Source organism: Microcystis aeruginosa NIES-4325 (genome assembly GCF_008974145.1).
Classification (GTDB): Bacteria; Cyanobacteriota; Cyanobacteriia; order Cyanobacteriales; family Microcystaceae; genus Microcystis; species Microcystis aeruginosa_G.
Genome location: NZ_BJKP01000005.1, coordinates 73,957 through 93,152, shown reverse-complemented (window position 1 = coordinate 93,152; position 19,196 = coordinate 73,957). Strand labels below are relative to the sequence as shown.

Sequence of the window (19,196 nt, the reverse complement as noted above, 5' to 3'; positions counted from 1 at the left end):
CACCCAACCGAACCTTATTCTACCGTGACACTTTTGGCTAAATTGCGCGGCTGATCCACGTCTAAACCGCGACGGTAGGCGATATGATAGGAGAGCAATTGTAGGGGAATTACCGTTAAAATTGGCGATAATAATTCCTCAACTTCCGGCACATACAACAAATCATTAAAGACTTTTGGTGCTTCCGTATCGTTGTCAGCAACTACTCCCAATAACCGCGCATCCCTGGCTTTTGCTTCCTGTGCATTGGAGAGAACCTTATCATAAACTATCCCCGGCATCGCAATCGCCACTACGGGAACTTTTGCATCTAAAAGCGCAATCGGTCCGTGTTTCATTTCTCCGGCTGGATAGCCTTCCGCATGAATATAACTGATTTCTTTGAGTTTTAAGGCCCCTTCCAAGGCAATGGGGAAATTAATCCCCCGTCCCAAGAAAATAAAGTCCTGGGTGTCGTTAAATTCATGGGCCAATTCTTCGATCGCTTTTTCCTGTTTTTCTAGGACAGTTTCGATCAACCTTGGCAGCGATCGCATTTGATTAATAATTTCCTCGATTCTCTCTAAGGACAGAGTTTGACGACGATAGGACAAATCCAAAGCTAAGAGATAAAAACCCAATAACTGGGCGGTAAAACTCTTAGTTGCCGCCACTCCGATCTCGATCCCCGCTTGGGTATTAATAATCTGATCGACCATTTGTGCTAGGGTACTTTCGGGGCGATTGGTAATACCGATAATCCGGGCCTGATATTTTTTTCCTAATCCTAAACGACGCTGTTTTTCCGTTTCCAACGCCGCTAAAGTGTCGGCTGTTTCCCCCGATTGCGTCACCCCGATAGTTAAAGTATTGGGCATCAGGGGGGTGGGTGCATAGCGAAATTCCGAGGCGTACTGTACCCTTGTGGGAATACCTGCCAACTGTTCGATCAAGTATTTACCGACTAAACTAGCGTGCCAACTGGTTCCACAGGCTAAAATCTGAATATGTTCTAAATTATCGTAAATTTCTTCAGAAAAATTAATATTTATCGGGTTGACATTACCTTCGTTTTGTGCTGTCCAATGGGGATGCAGATAGGTCCCTAAACAGTCGCGCACCACTCCTGGTTGTTCGTGGATTTCCTTGAGCATGAAGTGACGATAACCCTGTTTTTCTACGTTGGTCGGACTCCAATCGAGGACTCTGGGGCTTTTACGGACTCTTTTCCCTTCAAAATTATAGATTTCTACTCCCAAGGGTGTTAACCGAGCGATTTCGCCATTATCAAGGGACAGCACCGCCCGGGTATGGGGAACTAAAGCACTCACATCGGAGGCACAGAAAAACTCCCCTTGACCAAAACCGATGATTAAAGGAGCGTGTTGCCGCACGACAATCAATTCATCGGGATAATCGGGACTAATCACCCCCAGGGCAAAAGCACCCTCTAAACGTTCAATTGCCCTTAAAACTGCCTTGAGGAAAGGACTCACCCCCAAGTCTTCTTCATCGCTAGGTTTGGGTAGATAACTGGCAATTAGATGGGGAATAACTTCTGTGTCGGTTTCCGAGTCAAATATACAGCCTTTTTCCTTTAATTCTGTTCTTAATGCCTGAAAATTTTCGACAATGCCATTCTGTACCACTGCCACCCGTTGACTGTTATCGGTGTGGGGATGGGCATTACTTTCTACGGGTTTGCCGTGGGTTGCCCAACGGGTGTGACCGATGCCAATTTGGGAGGGATTAACTTCCTGTTCTAATTTTTCCCGCAGATTGTAGAGTTTTCCCTGGGCGCGGACTCGATGTAATTCACCTTCAAGAATTGTGGCAATCCCTGCCGAATCATAACCCCGATATTCTAAACGTTCCAATCCAGCTAGGAGAATATCGATCGCTGTTTGGGTTCCGATATAGCCAACAATTCCGCACATTCTTTCGCTCACCCCATTTAGGCTAAGTCCGATCTATTCTATCGCAAGCGTGGCGCTTGTTTGCTTAGAGCCTCAAGACGCAGGGGTAAGGGTAAAGTTTCCCTTCTAGGAGATTGGGATGTGGGGTGTGGGGAGAATAAATACAAGCAATATAGATCACTCAGCAGCACACTTTGTTCTTTTTGTCAAAAAAACTTTCTCTTTGCAACAAAACTACACAATTAATTGATCAACCGGTTTGGTTTTAAAAGGCTCTTTAACCGCCATTTATTGCTGTTGCTGAATAGGTGAGTGTAGATTTAGCAAGGGTTTTCAGGATCAACAGACGGCTAAAAACCCTAAAAAGCACAGAATATCCCATCACTTCATACTGCGAAATTATACCATAATCGCTGGAACTATTGCAACCTCGTAAACAAATGAGAATTATTTTCAATAAATTCTTAAGAAAAGATAAATATTGCGAAGTGTAAATTTAAATATTCTCAACTATTAACGCTTGTTTGATATAAAAAACTTATGAAAAGTTGTAATTTTTACTGACTGATGACTGATTACTGAATTGATTCGGAGGTAAATTGGCTCTCTTATTCTTTGTGTGATCAGTTTAACTTATATAGGAGCGATCGATCTTGGGGTCCTTTGTGTCTTTGTGGTTTGTTCAAGAGAGCCAGTAAACTTTACCCAGGAATGACAACTGCTGTTAAAGCCGCCGTAACCGCGTCCATAGGTTGATTACCGTCGATATGGTTAAGAGTCCCTTTTTGACCGTAATAATCTAAAACGGGGGCAGTTTGGTCGATATAAACCTGTAGGCGACGGGAGATCGTTTCTTGAGTATCATCTTGACGACCGCGTTGCATAAGACGCTCAATTAAGACCGTATCTGGTACAGCCAAATTAAGCACAAATGTGTAACTATCGGCCAATTCCTCCAGTAATGCGTCTAAAAAGCTCGCCTGTGCCACCGTGCGGGGAAAACCATCAAGAATCCAACCCTTAGAACTGTCAGGCTGTTTTAAACGTTCCTGAATTAAACCCAATAACAACTCATCCGGGACTAATTCGCCCTTTTCCACATAAGCTTGTGCCTGCTGACCAAGTTCTGTCTTCTCTGTAATTGCTTGACGTAAAATTTCACCGGTAGAAATATGGGGAATCGTCAGAGATTCCGCTAATTTTGCCGCTTGGGTTCCTTTTCCCGATCCGGGCGGTCCCAAAAATATCACACCGATCCGTTTGCTCATGGGATTAAATATAGGGTTTTAAGGGAAAAAATAACCAGCAACCGCTAAAAGGTCACTGGCTGACTATCTAACTACTGTTTAATCATGCCCTCATAGCGTTGAGAGATGACATAGGTTTGAATTTGTTTCGCCGTATCGATCGCCACCCCCACCAGAATTAACAGGGAAGTTGCCCCCAAACCGCGAAAAGTGGTGACACCGGTGGCGCTTTCTACTACAGTCGGCACGGTAGCCACCAAACTTAAAAAGAGAGCGCCCAAAAGGGTGAGACGATTCAGCACCCCTTCCAGATAATTAGTAGTAGCGGTCCCCGGACGAATCCCCGGAATACTGGTTCCCATTTTTTTCAGGTTTTGGGACATATCCTTGGGGTTAACGATCAGGGAAGCGTAGAAGAAACTAAAACCGAGAATCAGTAAGCTATAAAAAGCCACATAACCCCAACTATCGGGACGCAGGGCATTAACCAACTGGACTAAAACCTGGCCGACCGGGTTATCCGTGGGTAAAGCTTGCACCAATTGGAAAGGTAAGACCAACACTGCCGAGGCGAAAATAATCGGCATCACGCCCCCTTGATTGAGTCGTAGGGGTAGATAACTGGTTCTTTCCCGATAGAGACGACGACCCACCTGACGACGGGCAGAAACAATCGGAATCCGACGGGTTCCCTCCTGAACAAAAACAATGCCGATAATCATCACCAAGAAAACCAGCAAGAGAATCACCACTTGAGCGATCGCTTGTCGGCCACCCTGTTGGGCAAAAGTAATCGTATCACCGAGGGTTTTTGGTAAAACAGCGACAATGTTGACAAAAATCAGCAAAGATGCTCCATTTCCCAGACCGCGTTCTGTGATCAGTTCCGAAATCCACATCACGAACATAGAACCAGCCACTAAAGCGAGAACCGTAGCGGCGATCGAGGGTAAAGTTCCAGCCACAACACCGTTAGCCACCAATAAACCGAGAGTAATACCGATACTTTGAATAATTGCCCAACCAAAGGCAACATAACGGGTAATTTGGGCAATTTTTCGCCGTCCTGCTTCTCCTTCATTTTTCTGTAAATCTTCCAAAGAAGGAAGGGCAGCGGTGAGCAGTTGCACGATAATTGAGGCGTTGATATAGGGAAGAATGCCGAGGGCAAAAATCCCTAACGTCGATAATCCTCCCCCAGTAAACAGGTCAAGGATTCCCAAAGCGGCGTTACTTTGAATAATTTCTGCTAATCTTGCCCGATCCAAACCGGGGATCGGTACAAACATCCCAAAACGGAGCAGAATCAGTAAACCCAATGTAATCAACAAGCGACCGCGTAAACCGGCCGCCTGTGCCATTTGCATAAACGTTTCCTGTGCCGTGGGAGCCTTATCACGACTAACGACCATTAACAGTTACCTCTAGTGCAGTTTTTTTTATGGGAAAAAGTAATCGAGGGGAAAACTTTCTCGATTTTTTTAAGATTTCCCCTGTCTTTCTTATGATATAGCAATCCAGTCTTCAGTTATCAGTGATCAGTTATCAGTTATCAGTCATCAGATGTGAGTTTTCAGTTCACTGATTACTGTTTACTGCACACAGCAAAAAACTCGCTGCTGCCCGTTCCCCGCCTGCTTCTTGTAATCTCCTGGGGAAATTTATATCTCTTCCCAAGTCCCTTGAGCGGCGGTAATTTTCTCTTTAGCACTATTGCTAAAAGCGGCGGCCTTCACCTTGAGGGGAACGGTAATTTCACCATCACCCAAAACTTTTAAAGGGCCGTCGTTGCTGGTGAGAATTTTAGCTTCGAGGAGACTTTCCAAGGTAACTTCCGTATTAGCGGGTAAAGAAGCTAATTTTTTCAGATTAACGATCGTGTATTGACGGGGGTTAACCAAAGGAAAATGCTTTAATTTCGGCACCCGACGATAGAGGGGCATTTGTCCCCCCTCAAAACCGGGACGAGTCCCTGTCCCAGAGCGAGATTTTTGTCCGCGCATTCCCAGACCGCAACTAGCGCCCTGGCCGGCCGAGACACCCCGGCCCACACGACGACGGCGTTTAGTTGACCCCGGTTGGGGGGCGATTTCGTGGAGTTTCATGGTGATTTCTCTAGGTGTACAAATGTTCTACAGATACGCCTCGCTCCTTGGCCACTTCCGAGAAAGTGCGGAGAGTTTCCAGGGCGTTAACGGCGGCTCTAGCGTTATTGAGGGGGTTATCGCTACCGAGTTGTTTAGCGAGGATATTTTTCACCCCGGCTAGTTCTAAAACGGTACGGACAGCACCTCCGGCAATAACCCCAGTTCCTGGGGCAGCCGGACGCATAAGCACCTGAGCCCCCCCGGAAGCGCCCCGGGTGAGGTGAGTGATAGAACTGGCCTTAGTTAAGGAGACTTCAATTAGTTGTTTTTTACCATCGGCCACACCTTTACGGACGGCCCCGATCACATCCCCTGCTTTGCCGACTCCCACTCCCACCTGGCCGTTTTCATTACCGACCACGACGATAGCCCGGAAGCTGAGTTTTTTACCACCCTTAACCACTTTACTAACCCGGCGGATCTGGATGACCCGCTCTTGCCAAGTGGTTTCTTTTTCTTTTTCGCGGTTGCCTTTGCGACGTTTTGCCATAGTTTTATCAGTGTTGAAAGGATATTTTAGAAGTTTAAGCCGGCTGACCGAGCCGCTTCTGCTAAGGCTTTGACGCGACCGTGATAGAGATTGCCACCGCGATCAAAAACCACTTGTTCAATGCCTCTTTCTAGGGCCCGTTGGGCCACCAGTTTACCCACGGCAGCCGATGCTTCTTGGGTAGCGGTGGACTCTAATTCCCCGCGCAAGGTGGCCTCTAGGGTAGAAGCGGCCGCAAGGGTGTGTTGGGCTACGTCGTCGATAATTTGGGCGTAGATGTGGTTATTAGAACGAAATACGGATAAACGGGGCCGTTCAGCAGTGCCATTAATTTTGCGACGCACACGCTGGTGACGACGACGGACTGATTCTTTGCGACTAAGTTTCATGGTTTATTTTTTACCTCCTTTACCGCCTTTACCGCCAGCTTTACCCACTTTGCGACGGACGACTTCACCAAGATAGCGAATCCCTTTTCCTTTATAAGGTTCGGGGGGACGAACTTCGCGGATTTTAGCGGCAATGTTACCGACCGCTTCTTTGTCGATGCCACTGACGATAACTTGGGTATTATTTTCTACGGCGACGGAAACACCATCGGGCATCTCCATTTCCACGGGTTTACTGTAACCAACATTAAGAACTAATTTACTACCCTGGGACTGGGCGCGGTAGCCCACCCCTTGGATATCGAGGCGTTTTTGAAAGCCAGTCGCGACTCCTTCTACCATGTTGGCTACTAGAGTTCTACAGAGTCCGTGGCGTTCTCTGGCGGTACGGGAATCGTCTTGACGGGTAACGAGGATGGTTTCGCCATCTTTATTGATGGTGACGGCGGTGGGTAGGGTTCTTTGGAGAGTTCCTTTTGGCCCTTTCACCGTCACGGTAGCACCATCGATATCGACGGTGACTTTATTGGGAATAGGAATCGGGCGTTTGCCAATACGAGACATAACAGTTATCAGTTATCAGTGAGTCAGATATCCCGGAAGAGTTATCAGTGGGTCAGCTATCAGGTTTAAACTGGGAAAGGCTGACGGCTGATAGCTTATCCTTGTTTACCAGATGTAGCAAAGGACTTCGCCGCCAACGTTTTGTTTACGGGCTTCGCGATCGGTCATAATGCCTTTAGAGGTGGAAACAATGGCGATGCCAATGCCACCGAGGACGCGCGGTAAGTCTTTACTGTTGGAATAAACTCGCAGGCCCGGTTTACTGACTCTGGTGAGGGTAGTAATGATCGGTTGACGGTTTTTGCCTTTATATTTGAGGGAAAGAACTAATTGAGATTTAATCCCCTCACCCACTTCCTCAAAGTCAGCAATAAAGCCTTCGTCCTTGAGAACTTGAGCAATATTGCGGGTCATCCGCGTGGTGGGAATTTGAGTAGTGGTCTGCCGAACCGCGCAAGCGTTACGGATGCGGGTCAGCATATCCGAGATGGTATCGTTAGCAGACATGAATTACCTGTTTTTCTCCTAAATTGGGATCAACATCAGTTATCAGTTATCAGTTATCAGTTATCAGTTATCAGTTATCAGATTTGAGTATTAAGTGAGTAGTATTAAATAGCAGTTTCCTGCTGTCTTTTCACTGAATCACTGTTTACTGTTTGCTATTCACTGTTTACTGTTTGCTGTTCACTGTTCACTTATTTACCGGTCACTGTTTACTTTTCTCTTGATTGATTTATCTAAAGGGCATTCCCATCTCTTTGAGGAGGGCGCGTCCTTCTTCGTCGTTTTTAGCGGTGGTGATGATTGAGATGTCCATCCCGCGAATTTGATCGATTTTGTCGTATTCAATTTCGGGGAAGATCAACTGTTCACGAATGCCTAAACTGTAGTTACCACGACCATCAAAACTGTTACCACTGATACCGCGAAAGTCGCGAATGCGTGGTAAGGCCAGATTAATGAGACGGTCTAAAAAAGCGTACATTCGATCGCCGCGCAATGTCACCATCACACCCACGGGCATTCCTTCGCGAATTTTGAAGCCAGCGATCGCTTTTTTAGCTCTAGTCACTACCGGTTGTTGTCCGGTGATGGTGGACAGTTCCGCCTTGGAAGACTCCAAAGCTTTGGCATTTTGTGAAGCTTCCCCAAGACCACGGTTAACAGTAATTTTGATAACTTTAGGTACTTGGTGGATATTGGTATAACCAAATTGTTCTTTCAGTTTAGGAACAATGGTTTCTTGATAGGTGGTTTTTAGTTTTTGGCTCATAGTTTTGCTGCTTGCTTTTCCTGGGCTTGGTCAGGAACTAGAATTGATGGGACACTAATCAATAATTTCGCCAGTTTTCTTCAGTATCCGCACTTTCCGACCGTCTTCGGTAAAGGTATAACCCACCCGACTGGCGATTTTTTTCTTCTCGGAATAGAGCATCACTTTGGAACTGTGAATCGGTGCTTCGTAGGTAACGATTTGACCCGATTCCCCTTCCTGTTGGGGTTTAGTATGTTTGGTGCGGATATTAACTCCCTTGACCACCACGGTACTTTCTTGGGGTAGGGCGCGTAAAATTTCGCCCACTTTGCCCTTATCGGAACCGGCGATTACTTGAACGACATCCCCTTTTTTAACGTGCATTTTTTGCCTTTGGGGTGAGGTTTGACTGTTTTTCTTACTCATTTTTTTTGACCTCCGATTGCCTTTATACTTTTGACTTTGATCAGAGAACTTCTGGGGCCAAGGAAACAATTTTGGTGTAGTTTTTATCGCGCAATTCCCGAGCGACCGGACCAAAAACCCTAGTACCTTTGGGATTACCGTCATTATTAATAATTACGGCGGCGTTATCATCAAAACGGATGCTCATGCCACTATCGCGACGGACGGTTTGACGGGTTCGCACAATCACCGCAGTGACCACATCGGATTTTTTCACGGGCATATTGGGGATAGCGTCCTTAACCACGGCGATAATTTTGTCACCGATGCCACCGTAGGTACAGTTACCTGTTCCCAGCACCCGCAGACACATTAGTTTCCGCGCCCCGCTATTGTCAGCGACATTTAAGTAGGTTTGTTGTTGAATCACGGTTTTTACCTAGGTGAAATTTAACTATCGGTTAATATTTCCGCCACTTCCCAACGTTTGGTTTTACTGAGGGGGCGGGTTTCACGAATGCGAACTCGATCGCCTTGTTTGGCTTGATTTTCTGCGTCGTGAGCCTTAAATTTCTGGGTTTTCACGACGATTTTGCCGTATTTAGGGTGAGGAGAGCGGTTTTCAATGGCTACCACTACGGTTTTATCCATTTTGTCGCTGACTACTACCCCAACTCTTTCTTTAACTGCCATAGCGGGTTATGCCTCCGGGGTGGACTGGGCTAGTTGGCGCTCCCGTTCTACGGTCAACAATTGGCCGAGACGGTGGCGGGTGTGTTTGAATTCGTGGGTTTTTTCCAAGCGACGGGTGGCCTGCTGCAAACGCAATTCAAACAGTTTCTTTTTGGCAGCGAGGATAGCATCAGCGATGTCCTCATCGCTCATCTTCCTCACTTCGGCGATTTTCGGTAGAGCCATTAGACAAAATCCTCCTCGCGAGTGATAAATTTGGTCTTAATCGGTAATTTTTGAGCCGCTAGGCGCATGGCTTCCCGGGCTACCGGTTCAGCTACCCCGGCAATTTCAAACATAATGAACCCCGGTTTAACCACAGCCACCCAGAATTCGGGCGAACCTTTCCCGGAACCCATCCGAGTTTCTGCGGCTCGTTGGGTGACGGGTTTATCGGGAAAAACGCGGATCCAGATTTTGCCACCCCGACGAATATAACGAGTCATTGCCCGTCTGGCGGCTTCGATTTGACGGGAAGTAATCCAACAGGGTTCGGTGGCTTGCAGGGCGAAATCGCCGAAATTAATCGTATTTCCGCCGGTTGCCAGCCCGCGCATCCGTCCGCGCTGTTGTTTGCGGAATTTTGTTCTTTTGGGACTTAACATGAGCTATTTACCACTGATAAATGTTAGGGATCAGCCCTCACTAGAGCGATCTTCAAACTGTTGACGGCGGCGCTGTTGACGGCGCGGTGCTTGAGCGGGAACGGCGGCGGCAATTTCTTCTTGACCGGGGATAATTTCGCCCTTAAAGATCCAAACTTTCACGCCTAGAATCCCGTAGATGGTGCTGGCGGTTTTATAGGAGTAATCAATATCGGCCCGCAGGGTATGCAGGGGAACTCGTCCTTCCCGCACCCATTCAGTCCGAGCGATTTCTGCCCCGTTGAGACGACCGCTAACTTGAATTTTGATCCCTTTGACTTCGGCCCTTTGCGCCCGTTGGATGGCCTGGCGAACCACACGACGGAAGGAAACCCGTCTTTCTAGTTGTTGGGCGATGTATTCGGCGATCAGGTTGGCATCGGCGTCAACGCGAGCCACTTCGATGACGTTAATGCGAATTTGACGCTGGCCACCGAGGGCTTTTTGCAAACCTAGGCGCAGCTGTTCGATTCCCGTGCCACCACGACCGACGACGACTCCAGGGCGAGCGGTATGGATGGAGATATCTACTTGATCGGCCTTGCGTTCGATGCGAATATCGGCGATACCGGCATTAGCGAGGTTTTTTTCGACGTATTCACGAATGCGGCGATCTTCTTGCAGTAGTTCGGGGTAACGTTTCGCGTCGGCATACCAGCAGGATTTGTGATCTTTGATAACGCCGAGACGAAAACCGAGGGGATGGATTTTTTGTCCCATTGTGGTTTTTTTAGTTAAGGTGATTAGTCTTCGAGGCTAGGAGCGACGGCGACGGTGATATGACAGGTGGGTTTGCGAATTTGGTAGGCGCGCCCTTGGGCCCGGGGTCGAAAACGTTTTAGGGTCGGTCCGCCATCGGCAAAGGCTTGGCTAACTACCAAAGTGGCGGGATCGAGTCCTTCGTTATTTTCGGCGTTGGCAACGGCGGAACGCAGGACTTTGAGAATCGGATCACAGGCCCGGTAGGGCATAAATTCGAGAATAATTAGGGCTTCCCGATAGGAGCGACCGCGGATCTGATCGAGTACCCGTCTGACTTTCAGGGGTGACATCCGAATATAGCGGGCGATCGCTTTGACTTCGTTAGAGGTATCGATGGTCATTTCAGTTATCAGTTATCAGTTATCAGTTATCAGTCATCAGTCTTGGTGATTTATGGTCACGACTCTTCGGCCTTGCTCAGAGGCCACTATCTAGCTGACGACTGAGGGAGTATCGGCTGATCTATTTCCGTCCTGCTTTTTTGTCGCTCTTGGCGTGGCCGCGGAAGGTGCGGGTGGGAGCGAATTCACCGAGTTTATGACCGACCATCTGCTCGGAAACATAGACGGGAACGTGCTGTTTGCCGTTGTGAACGGCGATCGTGTGACCGACCATATCGGGAATGATGGTCGAGGCCCGGGACCAAGTTTTAATCACTTGTTTACTGCCCTGGGCGTTGAGTTTTTCGATTTTTTCCATCAGGTGGCCGGCGACAAATGGCCCCTTTTTCAGTGAACGACCCATAATTTTCAGTCAAAAGTAAAGTAATAATTTCTAACCCTGGTTACGACGGCGCACGATCAGATCGCTGCTGCGTTTTTTCTTGTTGCGAGTTTTGCGACCGAGGGCGGGTTTACCCCAAGGAGTCATCGGTCCAGAACGTCCGATCGGAGCGCGACCCTCTCCACCTCCATGCGGGTGATCCACTGGGTTCATGACGCTACCCCGAACATGAGGTCGTTGACCGCGGTGACGGGTACGACCGGCTTTACCGAGACTGATATTTCTCGCTTCGGCGTTACCGACTTTTCCGATGGTGGCGTAGCATTCACGCCGGATCATGCGTACTTCTTTGGAGGGTAGGCGAATGGTAACGTAATCGCCTTCTTTGGCTACCACTTGGGCGAAACCACCGGCGGCGCGCACCATTTGACCACCGCGACCGGGTACGAGTTCGATGTTATGAACTTCTGTCCCTAGGGGGATACGACTTAAGGGTAGGGCATTACCGACCTCGAAGGGAGCGTTTTCTCCGGCGATGACGGTATCACCAACGCCTAAACCGGCGGGGGCGATGATGTAGCGTTTTTCCCCGTCTTTGTAGAAAAGCAGGGCAATGCGGGCGTTACGGTTAGGATCGTACTCGATCGCCGCTACTCTGGCTGGAATATCCCGTTTATCGCGACGAAAATCGATAATCCGGTAGAGGCGCTTATGGCCGCCGCCCCGGTGACGACTGGTAACGACACCGCGATTATTACGCCCCTGTTTGCTGTGTTTGTGATGAGTTAGGGACTTTTCTGGTTCGGTTTTGGTGATCTCTTTAAAGTCGGAGATGGCCGCCTGCCTTGTCCCGGGGGTTAAAGGTCTAAAAGAACGAATACCCATAGTTTAGTTTTCCGTTATCGGGTTTCTTGGTGGTTATACGTCGGGATAGAGGGCGATCGAGTCGCCTTCCGCTAGGGTCACGATCGCGCGTTTGTATTGGGGTTTGTAACCGAGGAAACGGCCGACGCGTTTTTTCTGACGAGAGGGGCGACTGGTGTTCACTTTCGTTACTTTCACGTCAAACAACAATTCGATCGCCGCTTGAATTTCCGGCTTGGTCGCTTTCAAGGCGACATCGAAGACGTATTTATTTTGTTCTAGGAGTAGGGTGGCTTTCTCGGTGACGATCGGCTTTAGGATCAGATCGGCGAGTTGTCTGGCTTCAGTTTTAAGCACCATAGACCTCCTCAATTTTAGCTAGGGCTGCGGCGGTGGCGATAACTCGATCGGCTAGGAGGACATCATAGACGTTGAGACTATCGGCGCGAATAATTTTGAGATTGCAGATATTACGTCCCGATAAATAGACATTTTCGGGAATTTCCGTCAAAATCAGCAGAATTTTTTCCTCTGGACTGGCTCCCCAGCGACTTAAGGCGGCGGTGAGTTCTTTGGTTTTGGGTTGGGAGAATTGTTCAGCGAAGCTTTCCACCACGATAAAGTTATCGGCTTGGCTGATCAAAGCGGTTCTCAGGGCTAATCTTTTCTCTTTGCGATTGACCTTAACCTCAAAATCTCTCGGTTTTGGTCCGAAGATGACGCCGCCACCACGCCAGAGGGGAGAACGGATCGAACCAGCCCTGGCGCGACCGGTGCCTTTTTGCCGCCAAGGTTTGCGACCACCGCCGCGCACTTCCGAGCGGGTTTTGGTGGAGGCGTTACCTTGACGGGCCGCCGCTAGATGGCTGATGACGACGCGGTGAATTAGGTGTTTGGCGGTTTCGGGTTTAGCGGTTTTCAGTTCCAGGGTGCCTGTTCCCGCTTCTTCCCCTTGCCAATTTTTGACTGTGTAGTTAACCATGGCTTTAATCTTTCCTTGCCCTATTTACCAAATTTCTTGGCGGGGGTGATGTTTAACAGGGTTCCTGGTTTACCCGGGACGGCTCCTTTGATCAGGATCAGGTTGCGTTCGCTATCGATTTTGACCACGGACAGTTTGCGGATGGTCACTTGGGTGGCTCCGTATTGTCCGGCCATTCTCTTACCTGGGAAAACCCGGCCGGGGGTAGTACCGGCGCCGGTGGAACCGGGGAGACGGTGGTTTTTGGAACCGTGGGTCATGTTACCGCGTTTGAAGTTATGGCGTTTTTGATAGCCGGAGAAACCCCGTCCGATGGTGGTTCCAGCCACATCGACTAAATCCCCTTCTTGGAAGATAGCGGCGGTAATTTCTTGGCCTAAAGTGTAGGCGGATGCGTCCTCGATGCGGTATTCGATTAAATGCCGCAGGGGGGAGACGCCGGCTTTGGCTAAATGACCGAGTAGCGGTTTGTTGAGGGCTTTTTCTTTGACGGTTTTGTATCCCACTTGGATGGATTCATAACCGTCGGTTTTTTTCGTTTTGACTTGGGTGACGGGACAGGGACCGGCCTGAACGACGGTGACGGGAATGGCGACTCCCGTTTTGTTGTCGAAGATTTGGGTCATGCCCAGTTTTGTACCGAGGATACCGATAGACACGGATTGTTCTCTTTATCTTTACTAGACGACAATCAAAAATAACGTGGCCGTGGCTATAGGAGCGGGAGAAATCTTTCCCGCTTTATCAGCCTGCCCAACTTGAATGACTTTTTTGGAGTTATTTAAGCTGGCATCCCGTTAAATTCGTAAGTAGGACTAGACAGGGTTGCTGGTTCTGCCTAGATTGTTGCTGGTCTTTGTTTCTTCAGGACTTAAAGCGTTGATCTTCAGTATCCCGGCGAAGACCGAGCGACCAAGGCGGTTCTGCTGGGCAGTGCCTTCGGCACCACCTAAGACCGGTTTTGGCCACAATCAAACATTATATAATATTTGTGACTTTTTAGGCAAGAGGTTTTTTTTAGTCACTGGAAATGATAATATCTAATTCTGCAGTGAGGGGGCGGACTGAGCTAATAGATTTAATTATAGTAGTTATCTTAATGGTGAGGTACAAAGTTTTCCTTTGGGGGAATCGGTCGTCGATACCAAATTAGGTTGGACTGCTTGATGGGAATCACTGTCAATGGGGGGATGACAGCATTGTACTATCATCCCTTGTCTAGAGGTTAAATCGCTTCGAGATCCTTTTCTCCAGTACGGATGCGGACGATTTGTCCCACGGGGGAGATGAAGATTTTACCGTCTCCAATTTCACCAGTACGCGCCGCAGAAATCAGCTTATCGACGACCATATCGACTTGATTATCTTCGACAACTATCTCGATCTTGAGTTTTTGGAGAAATTCGACGGTGTACTCGGAACCGCGATAACGTTCCGTTTGACCTTTCTGACGACCGAAACCTCTAACTTCGGAGACGGTCATGCCGACAATGCCCGCGTTAACCAGGGCGATTTTCACTTCTTCCAGTTTAAAGGGTCGGATAATCGCTTCTACTTTCTTCAAAATATCTATCTCCTCGTTGCGTGACGATACCTTCTTGGCGAATTAACTGTTAATTCTAAACGCAGAATCCCGACAATAGCACTTAAAGTCATGATTTCTTCAATTATTGGCCTTGGCCAGAGTCTGCCACCGTGAAAAATTTCTGGGTGGGCCAATTCCCACCCGAAGCCATAAATAAACCAACTAGAGAGATAATCCTAACTGAAGACCAAAAACACCGTGAACTAGCAGTAAAATCAGGGCAATACTGCCGATATAGGCGTGAATAGTCCGGAAAAGTTCTTTTTTACCGCCAGCGAAGCCTGTGAGGGACAATAATCCATTGAAAGCTAATAAACCGATCGCGATCGATCCTGTCCAGAAATGGCTGCTTTCGAGGATGGGATGTTTCTGCATGACTAGGGATAAAATACCGCCAGTGTAACCGAGAGCGATAAATAAAAACAGCCAAGGGGCGAGTTTGCGGTGATCGGTCCGATTTTTGGCCACTACTTCCCCATCTTTGCTTAAACGGCTTTGCCAGCCGGCATAGGCAGTATAACTACCCATAATTAAAACCACAATCCCCATCATGACTGGATGTCCCCAATGAACGATCGGTTCAGGAGTTCCGAGACTGCGAAAAGCAGCGGCGATCGGCTCTAGCGCATCACTTAAACTTTGATTCATGTTTGTTACCTAACTTTACAAAACCCTTTTGCCTAAGATTTTAGCCGATCTCTGGTCTGGAAAAACTGCGGTTAGCCGAAAAAATGTCAAGCCTTCGCTAAATTTCTTAACATTTCCGCTAGAGATGAGCGGAGAAATATAGAATAAAGGCAGGGGAGACTAGGTATCCTCACGGGGATTAGCCCCTAGGAGGGCATTATGAATTATCTGCTCAAAGATCGGCGATCAGCAGGGAGACTATTAGCTAGTTACTTGACAGAATATACCAATAGTGCTAGGGTGCTGGTTTTGGCTTTGCCCCGGGGTGGGGTTCCGATCGCCTTTGAAATTGCCCAAAGGTTACATTTACCTCTGGATCTGTGTTTAGTGCGGAAATTAGGTGTACCGGAGCGAAAAGAGTTAGCTTTTGGGGCGATCGGTCAGAATGGTGTGCGGGTGATCAATGAAAGTATCGTTGAAGACTTGCACCTATCGGAGACGATGATGGAACGGGTAGCAAAGGAAGAAATGATCGAATTAGAGCGACGCGATCGCTTGTATCGAGGTGAGCGACCCTTTCCTGTCCTAACGGGAAAAACGATTATTCTAGTAGATGATGGTATCGCCACGGGAGCAACGATTAAAGCGGCGATTCAGACCCTTAAAGCTGGGGATCCCGCTGCTATTATTATTGCTGTTCCTATTGCCCCAGTGGAAGTCTGTGAGCAATTAGAAAAATTAGTCGATCGAGTAATTTGCCTACATAAACCCTACGAATTGAGATCAATTTCCCTTTGGTACGAAGATTTTTCCCAAACCAGCGATGAGGAGGTGCAAACACTTTTGTCCACCGTCGATAGTTCTTTGATTCCAGTTTGTGGACATGATTGAAAATCAGTAATCAGCAGATATACATTTTATTAGTACACAAGACAAAAGCAAGCTGTGATTGGGTTATAAATTTTGGGGATGTCTCTGTTTGCTGATCAAAGCAAAAAGCTGACGGCTTAGATGTGTAATTAATTTTGCTTAGGTAATTAACTGATCACTAAACGAGTACGGAGGGAGTCGAACCCCCGACACCCAGGACCGGAACCTGGTGCTCTATCCTCTGAGCTACGTACCCACGATAAAATACTATTATATTATACCACTAGCCGACGCAGTAGATCAGAAATTCTTATGACTAGCGATCGATCTTTAAAATTACTGATCAGTAACGATGACGGCATTTCCGCCCTAGGAGTCCGCACCCTCGCTAACACCCTTGCTACTGCGGGCTATCAAGTCACTGTAGTTTGTCCCGACGGTGAGCGCTCTGCTACTGGTCATGGCTTAACCTTACACCATCCCATCCGGGCCGAACAGGTGGAGGGAATTTTTCATCCGGATGTGATTGCCTGGTCTTGTTCGGGAACTCCGGCCGATTCGGTGAAATTTGCCCTTAGTGCCGTCCTGAAAGAGCGTCCCGATTTAGTTCTAGCTGGCATTAACCACGGGTCTAATCTCGGCACCGATATCCTCTATTCTGGCACGGTTTCTGCGGCCATGGAGGGATTAATTGAAGGGATTCCCAGTATTGCTTTTAGTCTCGCTAGTTTTAAGGTCTGCGATTTCCAACCGGCTGCCGATTTTGCCCTCACTTTAGTCAGCAAAGTTGCCCTTAACCCTTTTCCCGTTCCCACTTTACTCAATGTTAACGTCCCTCCGGTTAGTAGTGCCGAAATCAGGGGGGTGAAAATCACTAGGCAAGGATTGCGACGCTACGAAGAAACCTTCGAGAAAAGACTGGATCCTAGGGGTAAAAGTTATTACTGGTTAATTGGGGAAGTGGTCGAAGATATCGAACAACCAGACTACAGCCATTTACCCCCGGAAGTGCCTACGGATGTGCGCGCTATTGGCGAGAATTTTATCACCATCACGCCCCTACAATACAATTTAACTGATGTGCAGGGTTTTCAACATTTGCACCGAAATTCTTGGCTTGATTGAGGATCAACTCATGATATTCTGATTCAATCATTAGCGTTTGAGAGCCTATGTCCCCTCAATTTAATTTTGAAGAAAACGAACTCGAAGAAGCGGAGATCATAACCCTCTGGGATGAGCAAGGTCGATCGCTAGACTGTTATATTGAGAATGCCTATGAAACCGATGACCTCACCTATATGCTTCTTGTCCCCGTGGATACACCGGTGATGATACTAGCTTGGGATGAGGAATCGGAGGAAGAAGAATCTGATGCCTTTTTAATCGAAGATAGCGAGGAAATCGAGCTGGTTTTTGCCGATGCTAAGGCAGTTTTAGCAGAATTAGACCTATTGCTCAAATCCACTGCTCACACCTTGACTGTTAGTGGTGAATTACCGCCCCTAGAAGAAGATAAGGTTCTCAGTTTAGAAATTGATAGCGATAGCCCTTCCTCGTCATCAGAGCCGGAAGAATTGCAATTTCTCGCCAGTTTCTTTTCGGAAGATCAAAAATACTCGATTTACAGTCCCCTCGCTCCCTTGTTATTCTTAGCCGTCGGTGACGCAGAAGGGAAAGTTGAATTAGTCTCTCCCGATGATGACGGCATGGGACCAATTCTAGAGGAACTTTTGTTTGATGAACTCGAATAATCAGATAATTTTACCAAATCCGCTGGGGAGAAGGGAGAAGGGAGAATCAATAAAAAGCGTTCGACTGTCTCCTGACTCCTGAATCCTGATAGAAGCATCCCAGATTGCCACGGGCAGTATGCCTATTCTATATAGATTGATTCGCTAATTTTCTCTCTGGGAAAGACTTCTAGTCTCTCCCCTAGATAACTTTTTCTGATCACCACAACTACGGGAGAACCTTAAAGATTAGCTATTTTTCTGGTGATAGTGAGGACGAAAGGTTTGCAAGCAAGACTGATTAAATAGCCCAATCCGGCTACTAAAATAATTGTCGCCCCTGAGGTGAGATTTAAACTATAGGATAACCATAAACCAACTAAAGTAAAAACAATTCCTAAAATAATCGCTAGGATCATCATTCCCTTCATATTTTTAACAAATTGTCCACTGATAGCCGCAGGAATAGTTAATAAAGCAATTACCATAATTAATCCTACCACCTGCATTACCGCCACAATAGTTAAAGCGGTTATTCCCATTAAACCTAAATAAATTATCTCCACGGGAATATTGCGAATAATCGCAAAGGTTTCATCAAAAGATATGGCTAACAACTCTTTATAAAAGATACTAACTAAGGTTATAATTAATATATCTATGCCCACCATTATCCACAAATCATCCCTTGGTACAGTTAAAATACTACCAAAAAGATAACTCATTAAATCAGCTTTATAACCAGGGGTTAAATCAATAAAAATTACCCCAATCGCCATACCAATCGCCCACATCACCCCGATTAAAGTATCGGATCTCTCCCGGATACGACGCTGTAAAAAGCCCATACCTAAAGCCGAAAAAAAGGTAAAAAATATCGCCCCCACTAGGGGATTAATCCCCAAAAAATAACCGATTCCGATCCCCCCATAGGCAGCGTGAGCGATTCCCCCACTGATAAAAACCACGCGATTAACTACTACCAAAGTACCAACAATCCCACAGGCAATACTAACCAATATTCCAGCGGCGATCGCATGGCGCATAAAATCAAATTGTAAAGCCTCTAGCATAGGTTGTTGTCAGTAATCAGTTATCAGTAATAAAGACAGTACGGTTAATGTTATTTAATAAGGATCCAGACAGAATTAATTACATATATTTTTCCTTTACCTAGGCAAAAATAAGGATTAAATGGCATAAAATCTATCAAGAGACCATTTAATTAATTATTATTCATTCTTAATTCTCCTGACTACTGACTACTGGTTACTGGTTA

27 protein-coding genes and 1 tRNA gene are annotated in these 19,196 nt (G+C 47.2%); 3 read left to right on the top strand and 25 right to left on the bottom strand.

The genetic code is table 11. The features are described 5' to 3' along the window. Positions 1-14: 14 nt before the first annotated feature. From glmS to MiAbW_RS04275, 23 genes are all read right to left on the bottom strand, one after another. Positions 15-1,916: a glutamine--fructose-6-phosphate transaminase (isomerizing) gene (glmS, locus tag MiAbW_RS04390; protein ID WP_151695082.1), complete on the bottom strand. Its 1,902-nt coding sequence runs from the start codon at positions 1,914-1,916 to the stop codon at positions 15-17. Between the two features lie 680 nt (positions 1,917-2,596). Beyond that, the gene (locus tag MiAbW_RS04380; protein WP_151695080.1) at positions 2,597-3,163 is read right to left on the bottom strand and encodes an adenylate kinase; all 567 of its coding nucleotides are present in this window, start codon (positions 3,161-3,163) and stop codon (positions 2,597-2,599) included. Positions 3,164-3,234: 71 nt separating this feature from the next. Then, positions 3,235-4,554 (bottom strand): preprotein translocase subunit SecY, encoded by a 1,320-nt coding sequence (secY, locus tag MiAbW_RS04375; RefSeq protein WP_151695079.1) that lies wholly within the window; start codon positions 4,552-4,554, stop codon positions 3,235-3,237. 249 nt (positions 4,555-4,803) lie between these two features. After that, positions 4,804-5,247, bottom strand: coding sequence for a 50S ribosomal protein L15 (gene rplO / locus MiAbW_RS04370; RefSeq protein ID WP_151695078.1), 444 nt, complete (start codon positions 5,245-5,247; stop codon positions 4,804-4,806). 10 nt (positions 5,248-5,257) lie between these two features. Next, the gene (gene rpsE / locus MiAbW_RS04365; RefSeq protein WP_151695077.1) at positions 5,258-5,779 is read right to left on the bottom strand and encodes a 30S ribosomal protein S5; all 522 of its coding nucleotides are present in this window, start codon (positions 5,777-5,779) and stop codon (positions 5,258-5,260) included. A gap of 26 nt (positions 5,780-5,805) precedes the next feature. Beyond that, positions 5,806-6,168, bottom strand: a complete 363-nt coding sequence (gene rplR / locus MiAbW_RS04360) for a 50S ribosomal protein L18 (protein ID WP_002746610.1) — start codon at positions 6,166-6,168, stop codon at positions 5,806-5,808. 3 nt (positions 6,169-6,171) lie between these two features. Beyond that, on the bottom strand, positions 6,172-6,732 hold the full coding sequence (gene rplF / locus MiAbW_RS04355; RefSeq protein WP_151695076.1) for a 50S ribosomal protein L6: 561 nt from the start codon (positions 6,730-6,732) through the stop codon (positions 6,172-6,174). Positions 6,733-6,837: 105 nt separating this feature from the next. Then, positions 6,838-7,239, bottom strand: a complete 402-nt coding sequence (gene rpsH, locus MiAbW_RS04350) for a 30S ribosomal protein S8 (RefSeq protein ID WP_151695075.1) — start codon at positions 7,237-7,239, stop codon at positions 6,838-6,840. A 229-nt stretch (positions 7,240-7,468) separates the two neighbouring features. Next, on the bottom strand, positions 7,469-8,008 hold the full coding sequence (gene rplE, locus MiAbW_RS04345) for a 50S ribosomal protein L5 (RefSeq protein WP_002787866.1): 540 nt from the start codon (positions 8,006-8,008) through the stop codon (positions 7,469-7,471). Positions 8,009-8,062: 54 nt separating this feature from the next. Continuing rightward, the gene (rplX, locus tag MiAbW_RS04340) at positions 8,063-8,416 is read right to left on the bottom strand and encodes a 50S ribosomal protein L24 (RefSeq protein ID WP_151695074.1); all 354 of its coding nucleotides are present in this window, start codon (positions 8,414-8,416) and stop codon (positions 8,063-8,065) included. A gap of 40 nt (positions 8,417-8,456) precedes the next feature. After that, positions 8,457-8,825, bottom strand: a complete 369-nt coding sequence (rplN, locus tag MiAbW_RS04335) for a 50S ribosomal protein L14 (protein ID WP_002732358.1) — start codon at positions 8,823-8,825, stop codon at positions 8,457-8,459. A gap of 20 nt (positions 8,826-8,845) precedes the next feature. After that, on the bottom strand, positions 8,846-9,088 hold the full coding sequence (gene rpsQ / locus MiAbW_RS04330; RefSeq protein ID WP_002734070.1) for a 30S ribosomal protein S17: 243 nt from the start codon (positions 9,086-9,088) through the stop codon (positions 8,846-8,848). Between the two features lie 6 nt (positions 9,089-9,094). Continuing rightward, the gene (gene rpmC, locus MiAbW_RS04325) at positions 9,095-9,313 is read right to left on the bottom strand and encodes a 50S ribosomal protein L29 (protein ID WP_002796424.1); all 219 of its coding nucleotides are present in this window, start codon (positions 9,311-9,313) and stop codon (positions 9,095-9,097) included. Continuing rightward, a complete protein-coding gene (gene rplP, locus MiAbW_RS04320) occupies positions 9,313-9,732 on the bottom strand; it encodes a 50S ribosomal protein L16 (protein ID WP_002734310.1) in 420 nt (139 codons plus the stop codon). The genes rpmC and rplP overlap by 1 nt, the downstream gene beginning before the upstream one ends. A 30-nt stretch (positions 9,733-9,762) precedes the next feature. Then, entirely contained in the window at positions 9,763-10,491 is a 729-nt protein-coding gene (gene rpsC / locus MiAbW_RS04315; RefSeq protein WP_061432468.1) for a 30S ribosomal protein S3, read from the bottom strand. 23 nt (positions 10,492-10,514) lie between these two features. After that, complete coding sequence (gene rplV / locus MiAbW_RS04310; protein ID WP_002734454.1) at positions 10,515-10,874, bottom strand: 50S ribosomal protein L22; 360 nt, start codon at positions 10,872-10,874, stop codon at positions 10,515-10,517. A gap of 121 nt (positions 10,875-10,995) precedes the next feature. Then, positions 10,996-11,277: a 30S ribosomal protein S19 gene (gene rpsS, locus MiAbW_RS04305; protein ID WP_002753908.1), complete on the bottom strand. Its 282-nt coding sequence runs from the start codon at positions 11,275-11,277 to the stop codon at positions 10,996-10,998. A gap of 30 nt (positions 11,278-11,307) precedes the next feature. Next, positions 11,308-12,141, bottom strand: coding sequence for a 50S ribosomal protein L2 (gene rplB / locus MiAbW_RS04300; RefSeq protein WP_151695073.1), 834 nt, complete (start codon positions 12,139-12,141; stop codon positions 11,308-11,310). A 33-nt stretch (positions 12,142-12,174) separates the two neighbouring features. Next, on the bottom strand, positions 12,175-12,480 hold the full coding sequence (locus MiAbW_RS04295) for a 50S ribosomal protein L23 (protein WP_002746599.1): 306 nt from the start codon (positions 12,478-12,480) through the stop codon (positions 12,175-12,177). Beyond that, a complete protein-coding gene (gene rplD, locus MiAbW_RS04290; RefSeq protein ID WP_151695072.1) occupies positions 12,470-13,102 on the bottom strand; it encodes a 50S ribosomal protein L4 in 633 nt (210 codons plus the stop codon). The genes MiAbW_RS04295 and rplD overlap by 11 nt, the downstream gene beginning before the upstream one ends. 20 nt (positions 13,103-13,122) lie before the next feature. Continuing rightward, entirely contained in the window at positions 13,123-13,761 is a 639-nt protein-coding gene (gene rplC, locus MiAbW_RS04285) for a 50S ribosomal protein L3 (RefSeq protein ID WP_151695071.1), read from the bottom strand. Positions 13,762-14,327: 566 nt separating this feature from the next. Beyond that, positions 14,328-14,666: a P-II family nitrogen regulator gene (locus MiAbW_RS04280; protein ID WP_151695070.1), complete on the bottom strand. Its 339-nt coding sequence runs from the start codon at positions 14,664-14,666 to the stop codon at positions 14,328-14,330. A 183-nt stretch (positions 14,667-14,849) separates the two neighbouring features. Next, the gene (locus MiAbW_RS04275) at positions 14,850-15,335 is read right to left on the bottom strand and encodes a DUF4079 domain-containing protein (protein ID WP_151695069.1); all 486 of its coding nucleotides are present in this window, start codon (positions 15,333-15,335) and stop codon (positions 14,850-14,852) included. Positions 15,336-15,533: 198 nt separating this feature from the next. Between MiAbW_RS04275 and MiAbW_RS04270 the strand changes: the two genes are divergently transcribed. Next, entirely contained in the window at positions 15,534-16,205 is a 672-nt protein-coding gene (locus MiAbW_RS04270; RefSeq protein ID WP_151695068.1) for a phosphoribosyltransferase, read from the top strand. 162 nt (positions 16,206-16,367) lie between these two features. Here the strand turns inward: MiAbW_RS04270 and MiAbW_RS04265 are convergent. Beyond that, a tRNA-Arg gene (locus tag MiAbW_RS04265) sits at positions 16,368-16,440 on the bottom strand. Between the two features lie 56 nt (positions 16,441-16,496). Between MiAbW_RS04265 and surE the strand changes: the two genes are divergently transcribed. Beyond that, positions 16,497-17,309, top strand: a complete 813-nt coding sequence (surE, locus tag MiAbW_RS04260) for a 5'/3'-nucleotidase SurE (protein WP_151695067.1) — start codon at positions 16,497-16,499, stop codon at positions 17,307-17,309. Between the two features lie 47 nt (positions 17,310-17,356). After that, complete coding sequence (locus MiAbW_RS04255; protein WP_151695066.1) at positions 17,357-17,938, top strand: DUF3727 domain-containing protein; 582 nt, start codon at positions 17,357-17,359, stop codon at positions 17,936-17,938. A 221-nt stretch (positions 17,939-18,159) separates the two neighbouring features. Here the strand turns inward: MiAbW_RS04255 and MiAbW_RS04250 are convergent, their stop codons facing one another. After that, positions 18,160-18,990, bottom strand: a complete 831-nt coding sequence (locus tag MiAbW_RS04250) for a metal ABC transporter permease (protein ID WP_151695065.1) — start codon at positions 18,988-18,990, stop codon at positions 18,160-18,162. Positions 18,991-19,196 lie beyond the last annotated feature (206 nt).

Coding starts and splice junctions, on each gene's coding strand:
- rplR (WP_002746610.1), bottom strand. CDS start 6,168: ATGAAACTTAGTCGCAAAGAATCAGTCCGTCGTCGTCACCAGCGTGTG.
- rpsQ (WP_002734070.1), bottom strand. CDS start 9,088: ATGGCAGTTAAAGAAAGAGTTGGGGTAGTAGTCAGCGACAAAATGGAT.
- MiAbW_RS04255 (WP_151695066.1), top strand. CDS start 17,357: ATGTCCCCTCAATTTAATTTTGAAGAAAACGAACTCGAAGAAGCGGAG.
- MiAbW_RS04380 (WP_151695080.1), bottom strand. CDS start 3,163: ATGAGCAAACGGATCGGTGTGATATTTTTGGGACCGCCCGGATCGGGA.
- rpsC (WP_061432468.1), bottom strand. CDS start 10,491: ATGGGACAAAAAATCCATCCCCTCGGTTTTCGTCTCGGCGTTATCAAA.
- rpsE (WP_151695077.1), bottom strand. CDS start 5,779: ATGGCAAAACGTCGCAAAGGCAACCGCGAAAAAGAAAAAGAAACCACT.
- rplB (WP_151695073.1), bottom strand. CDS start 12,141: ATGGGTATTCGTTCTTTTAGACCTTTAACCCCCGGGACAAGGCAGGCG.
- surE (WP_151695067.1), top strand. CDS start 16,497: ATGACTAGCGATCGATCTTTAAAATTACTGATCAGTAACGATGACGGC.
- rplE (WP_002787866.1), bottom strand. CDS start 8,008: ATGAGCCAAAAACTAAAAACCACCTATCAAGAAACCATTGTTCCTAAA.
- rpsH (WP_151695075.1), bottom strand. CDS start 7,239: ATGTCTGCTAACGATACCATCTCGGATATGCTGACCCGCATCCGTAAC.
- MiAbW_RS04295 (WP_002746599.1), bottom strand. CDS start 12,480: ATGGTGCTTAAAACTGAAGCCAGACAACTCGCCGATCTGATCCTAAAG.
- rplF (WP_151695076.1), bottom strand. CDS start 6,732: ATGTCTCGTATTGGCAAACGCCCGATTCCTATTCCCAATAAAGTCACC.
- MiAbW_RS04270 (WP_151695068.1), top strand. CDS start 15,534: ATGAATTATCTGCTCAAAGATCGGCGATCAGCAGGGAGACTATTAGCT.
- secY (WP_151695079.1), bottom strand. CDS start 4,554: ATGGTCGTTAGTCGTGATAAGGCTCCCACGGCACAGGAAACGTTTATG.
- rpsS (WP_002753908.1), bottom strand. CDS start 11,277: ATGGGTCGTTCACTGAAAAAGGGGCCATTTGTCGCCGGCCACCTGATG.
- rplP (WP_002734310.1), bottom strand. CDS start 9,732: ATGTTAAGTCCCAAAAGAACAAAATTCCGCAAACAACAGCGCGGACGG.
- MiAbW_RS04275 (WP_151695069.1), bottom strand. CDS start 15,335: ATGAATCAAAGTTTAAGTGATGCGCTAGAGCCGATCGCCGCTGCTTTT.
- glmS (WP_151695082.1), bottom strand. CDS start 1,916: ATGTGCGGAATTGTTGGCTATATCGGAACCCAAACAGCGATCGATATT.
- rpmC (WP_002796424.1), bottom strand. CDS start 9,313: ATGGCTCTACCGAAAATCGCCGAAGTGAGGAAGATGAGCGATGAGGAC.
- rplV (WP_002734454.1), bottom strand. CDS start 10,874: ATGACCATCGATACCTCTAACGAAGTCAAAGCGATCGCCCGCTATATT.
- rplO (WP_151695078.1), bottom strand. CDS start 5,247: ATGAAACTCCACGAAATCGCCCCCCAACCGGGGTCAACTAAACGCCGT.
- rplX (WP_151695074.1), bottom strand. CDS start 8,416: ATGAGTAAGAAAAACAGTCAAACCTCACCCCAAAGGCAAAAAATGCAC.
- MiAbW_RS04250 (WP_151695065.1), bottom strand. CDS start 18,990: ATGCTAGAGGCTTTACAATTTGATTTTATGCGCCATGCGATCGCCGCT.
- rplD (WP_151695072.1), bottom strand. CDS start 13,102: ATGGTTAACTACACAGTCAAAAATTGGCAAGGGGAAGAAGCGGGAACA.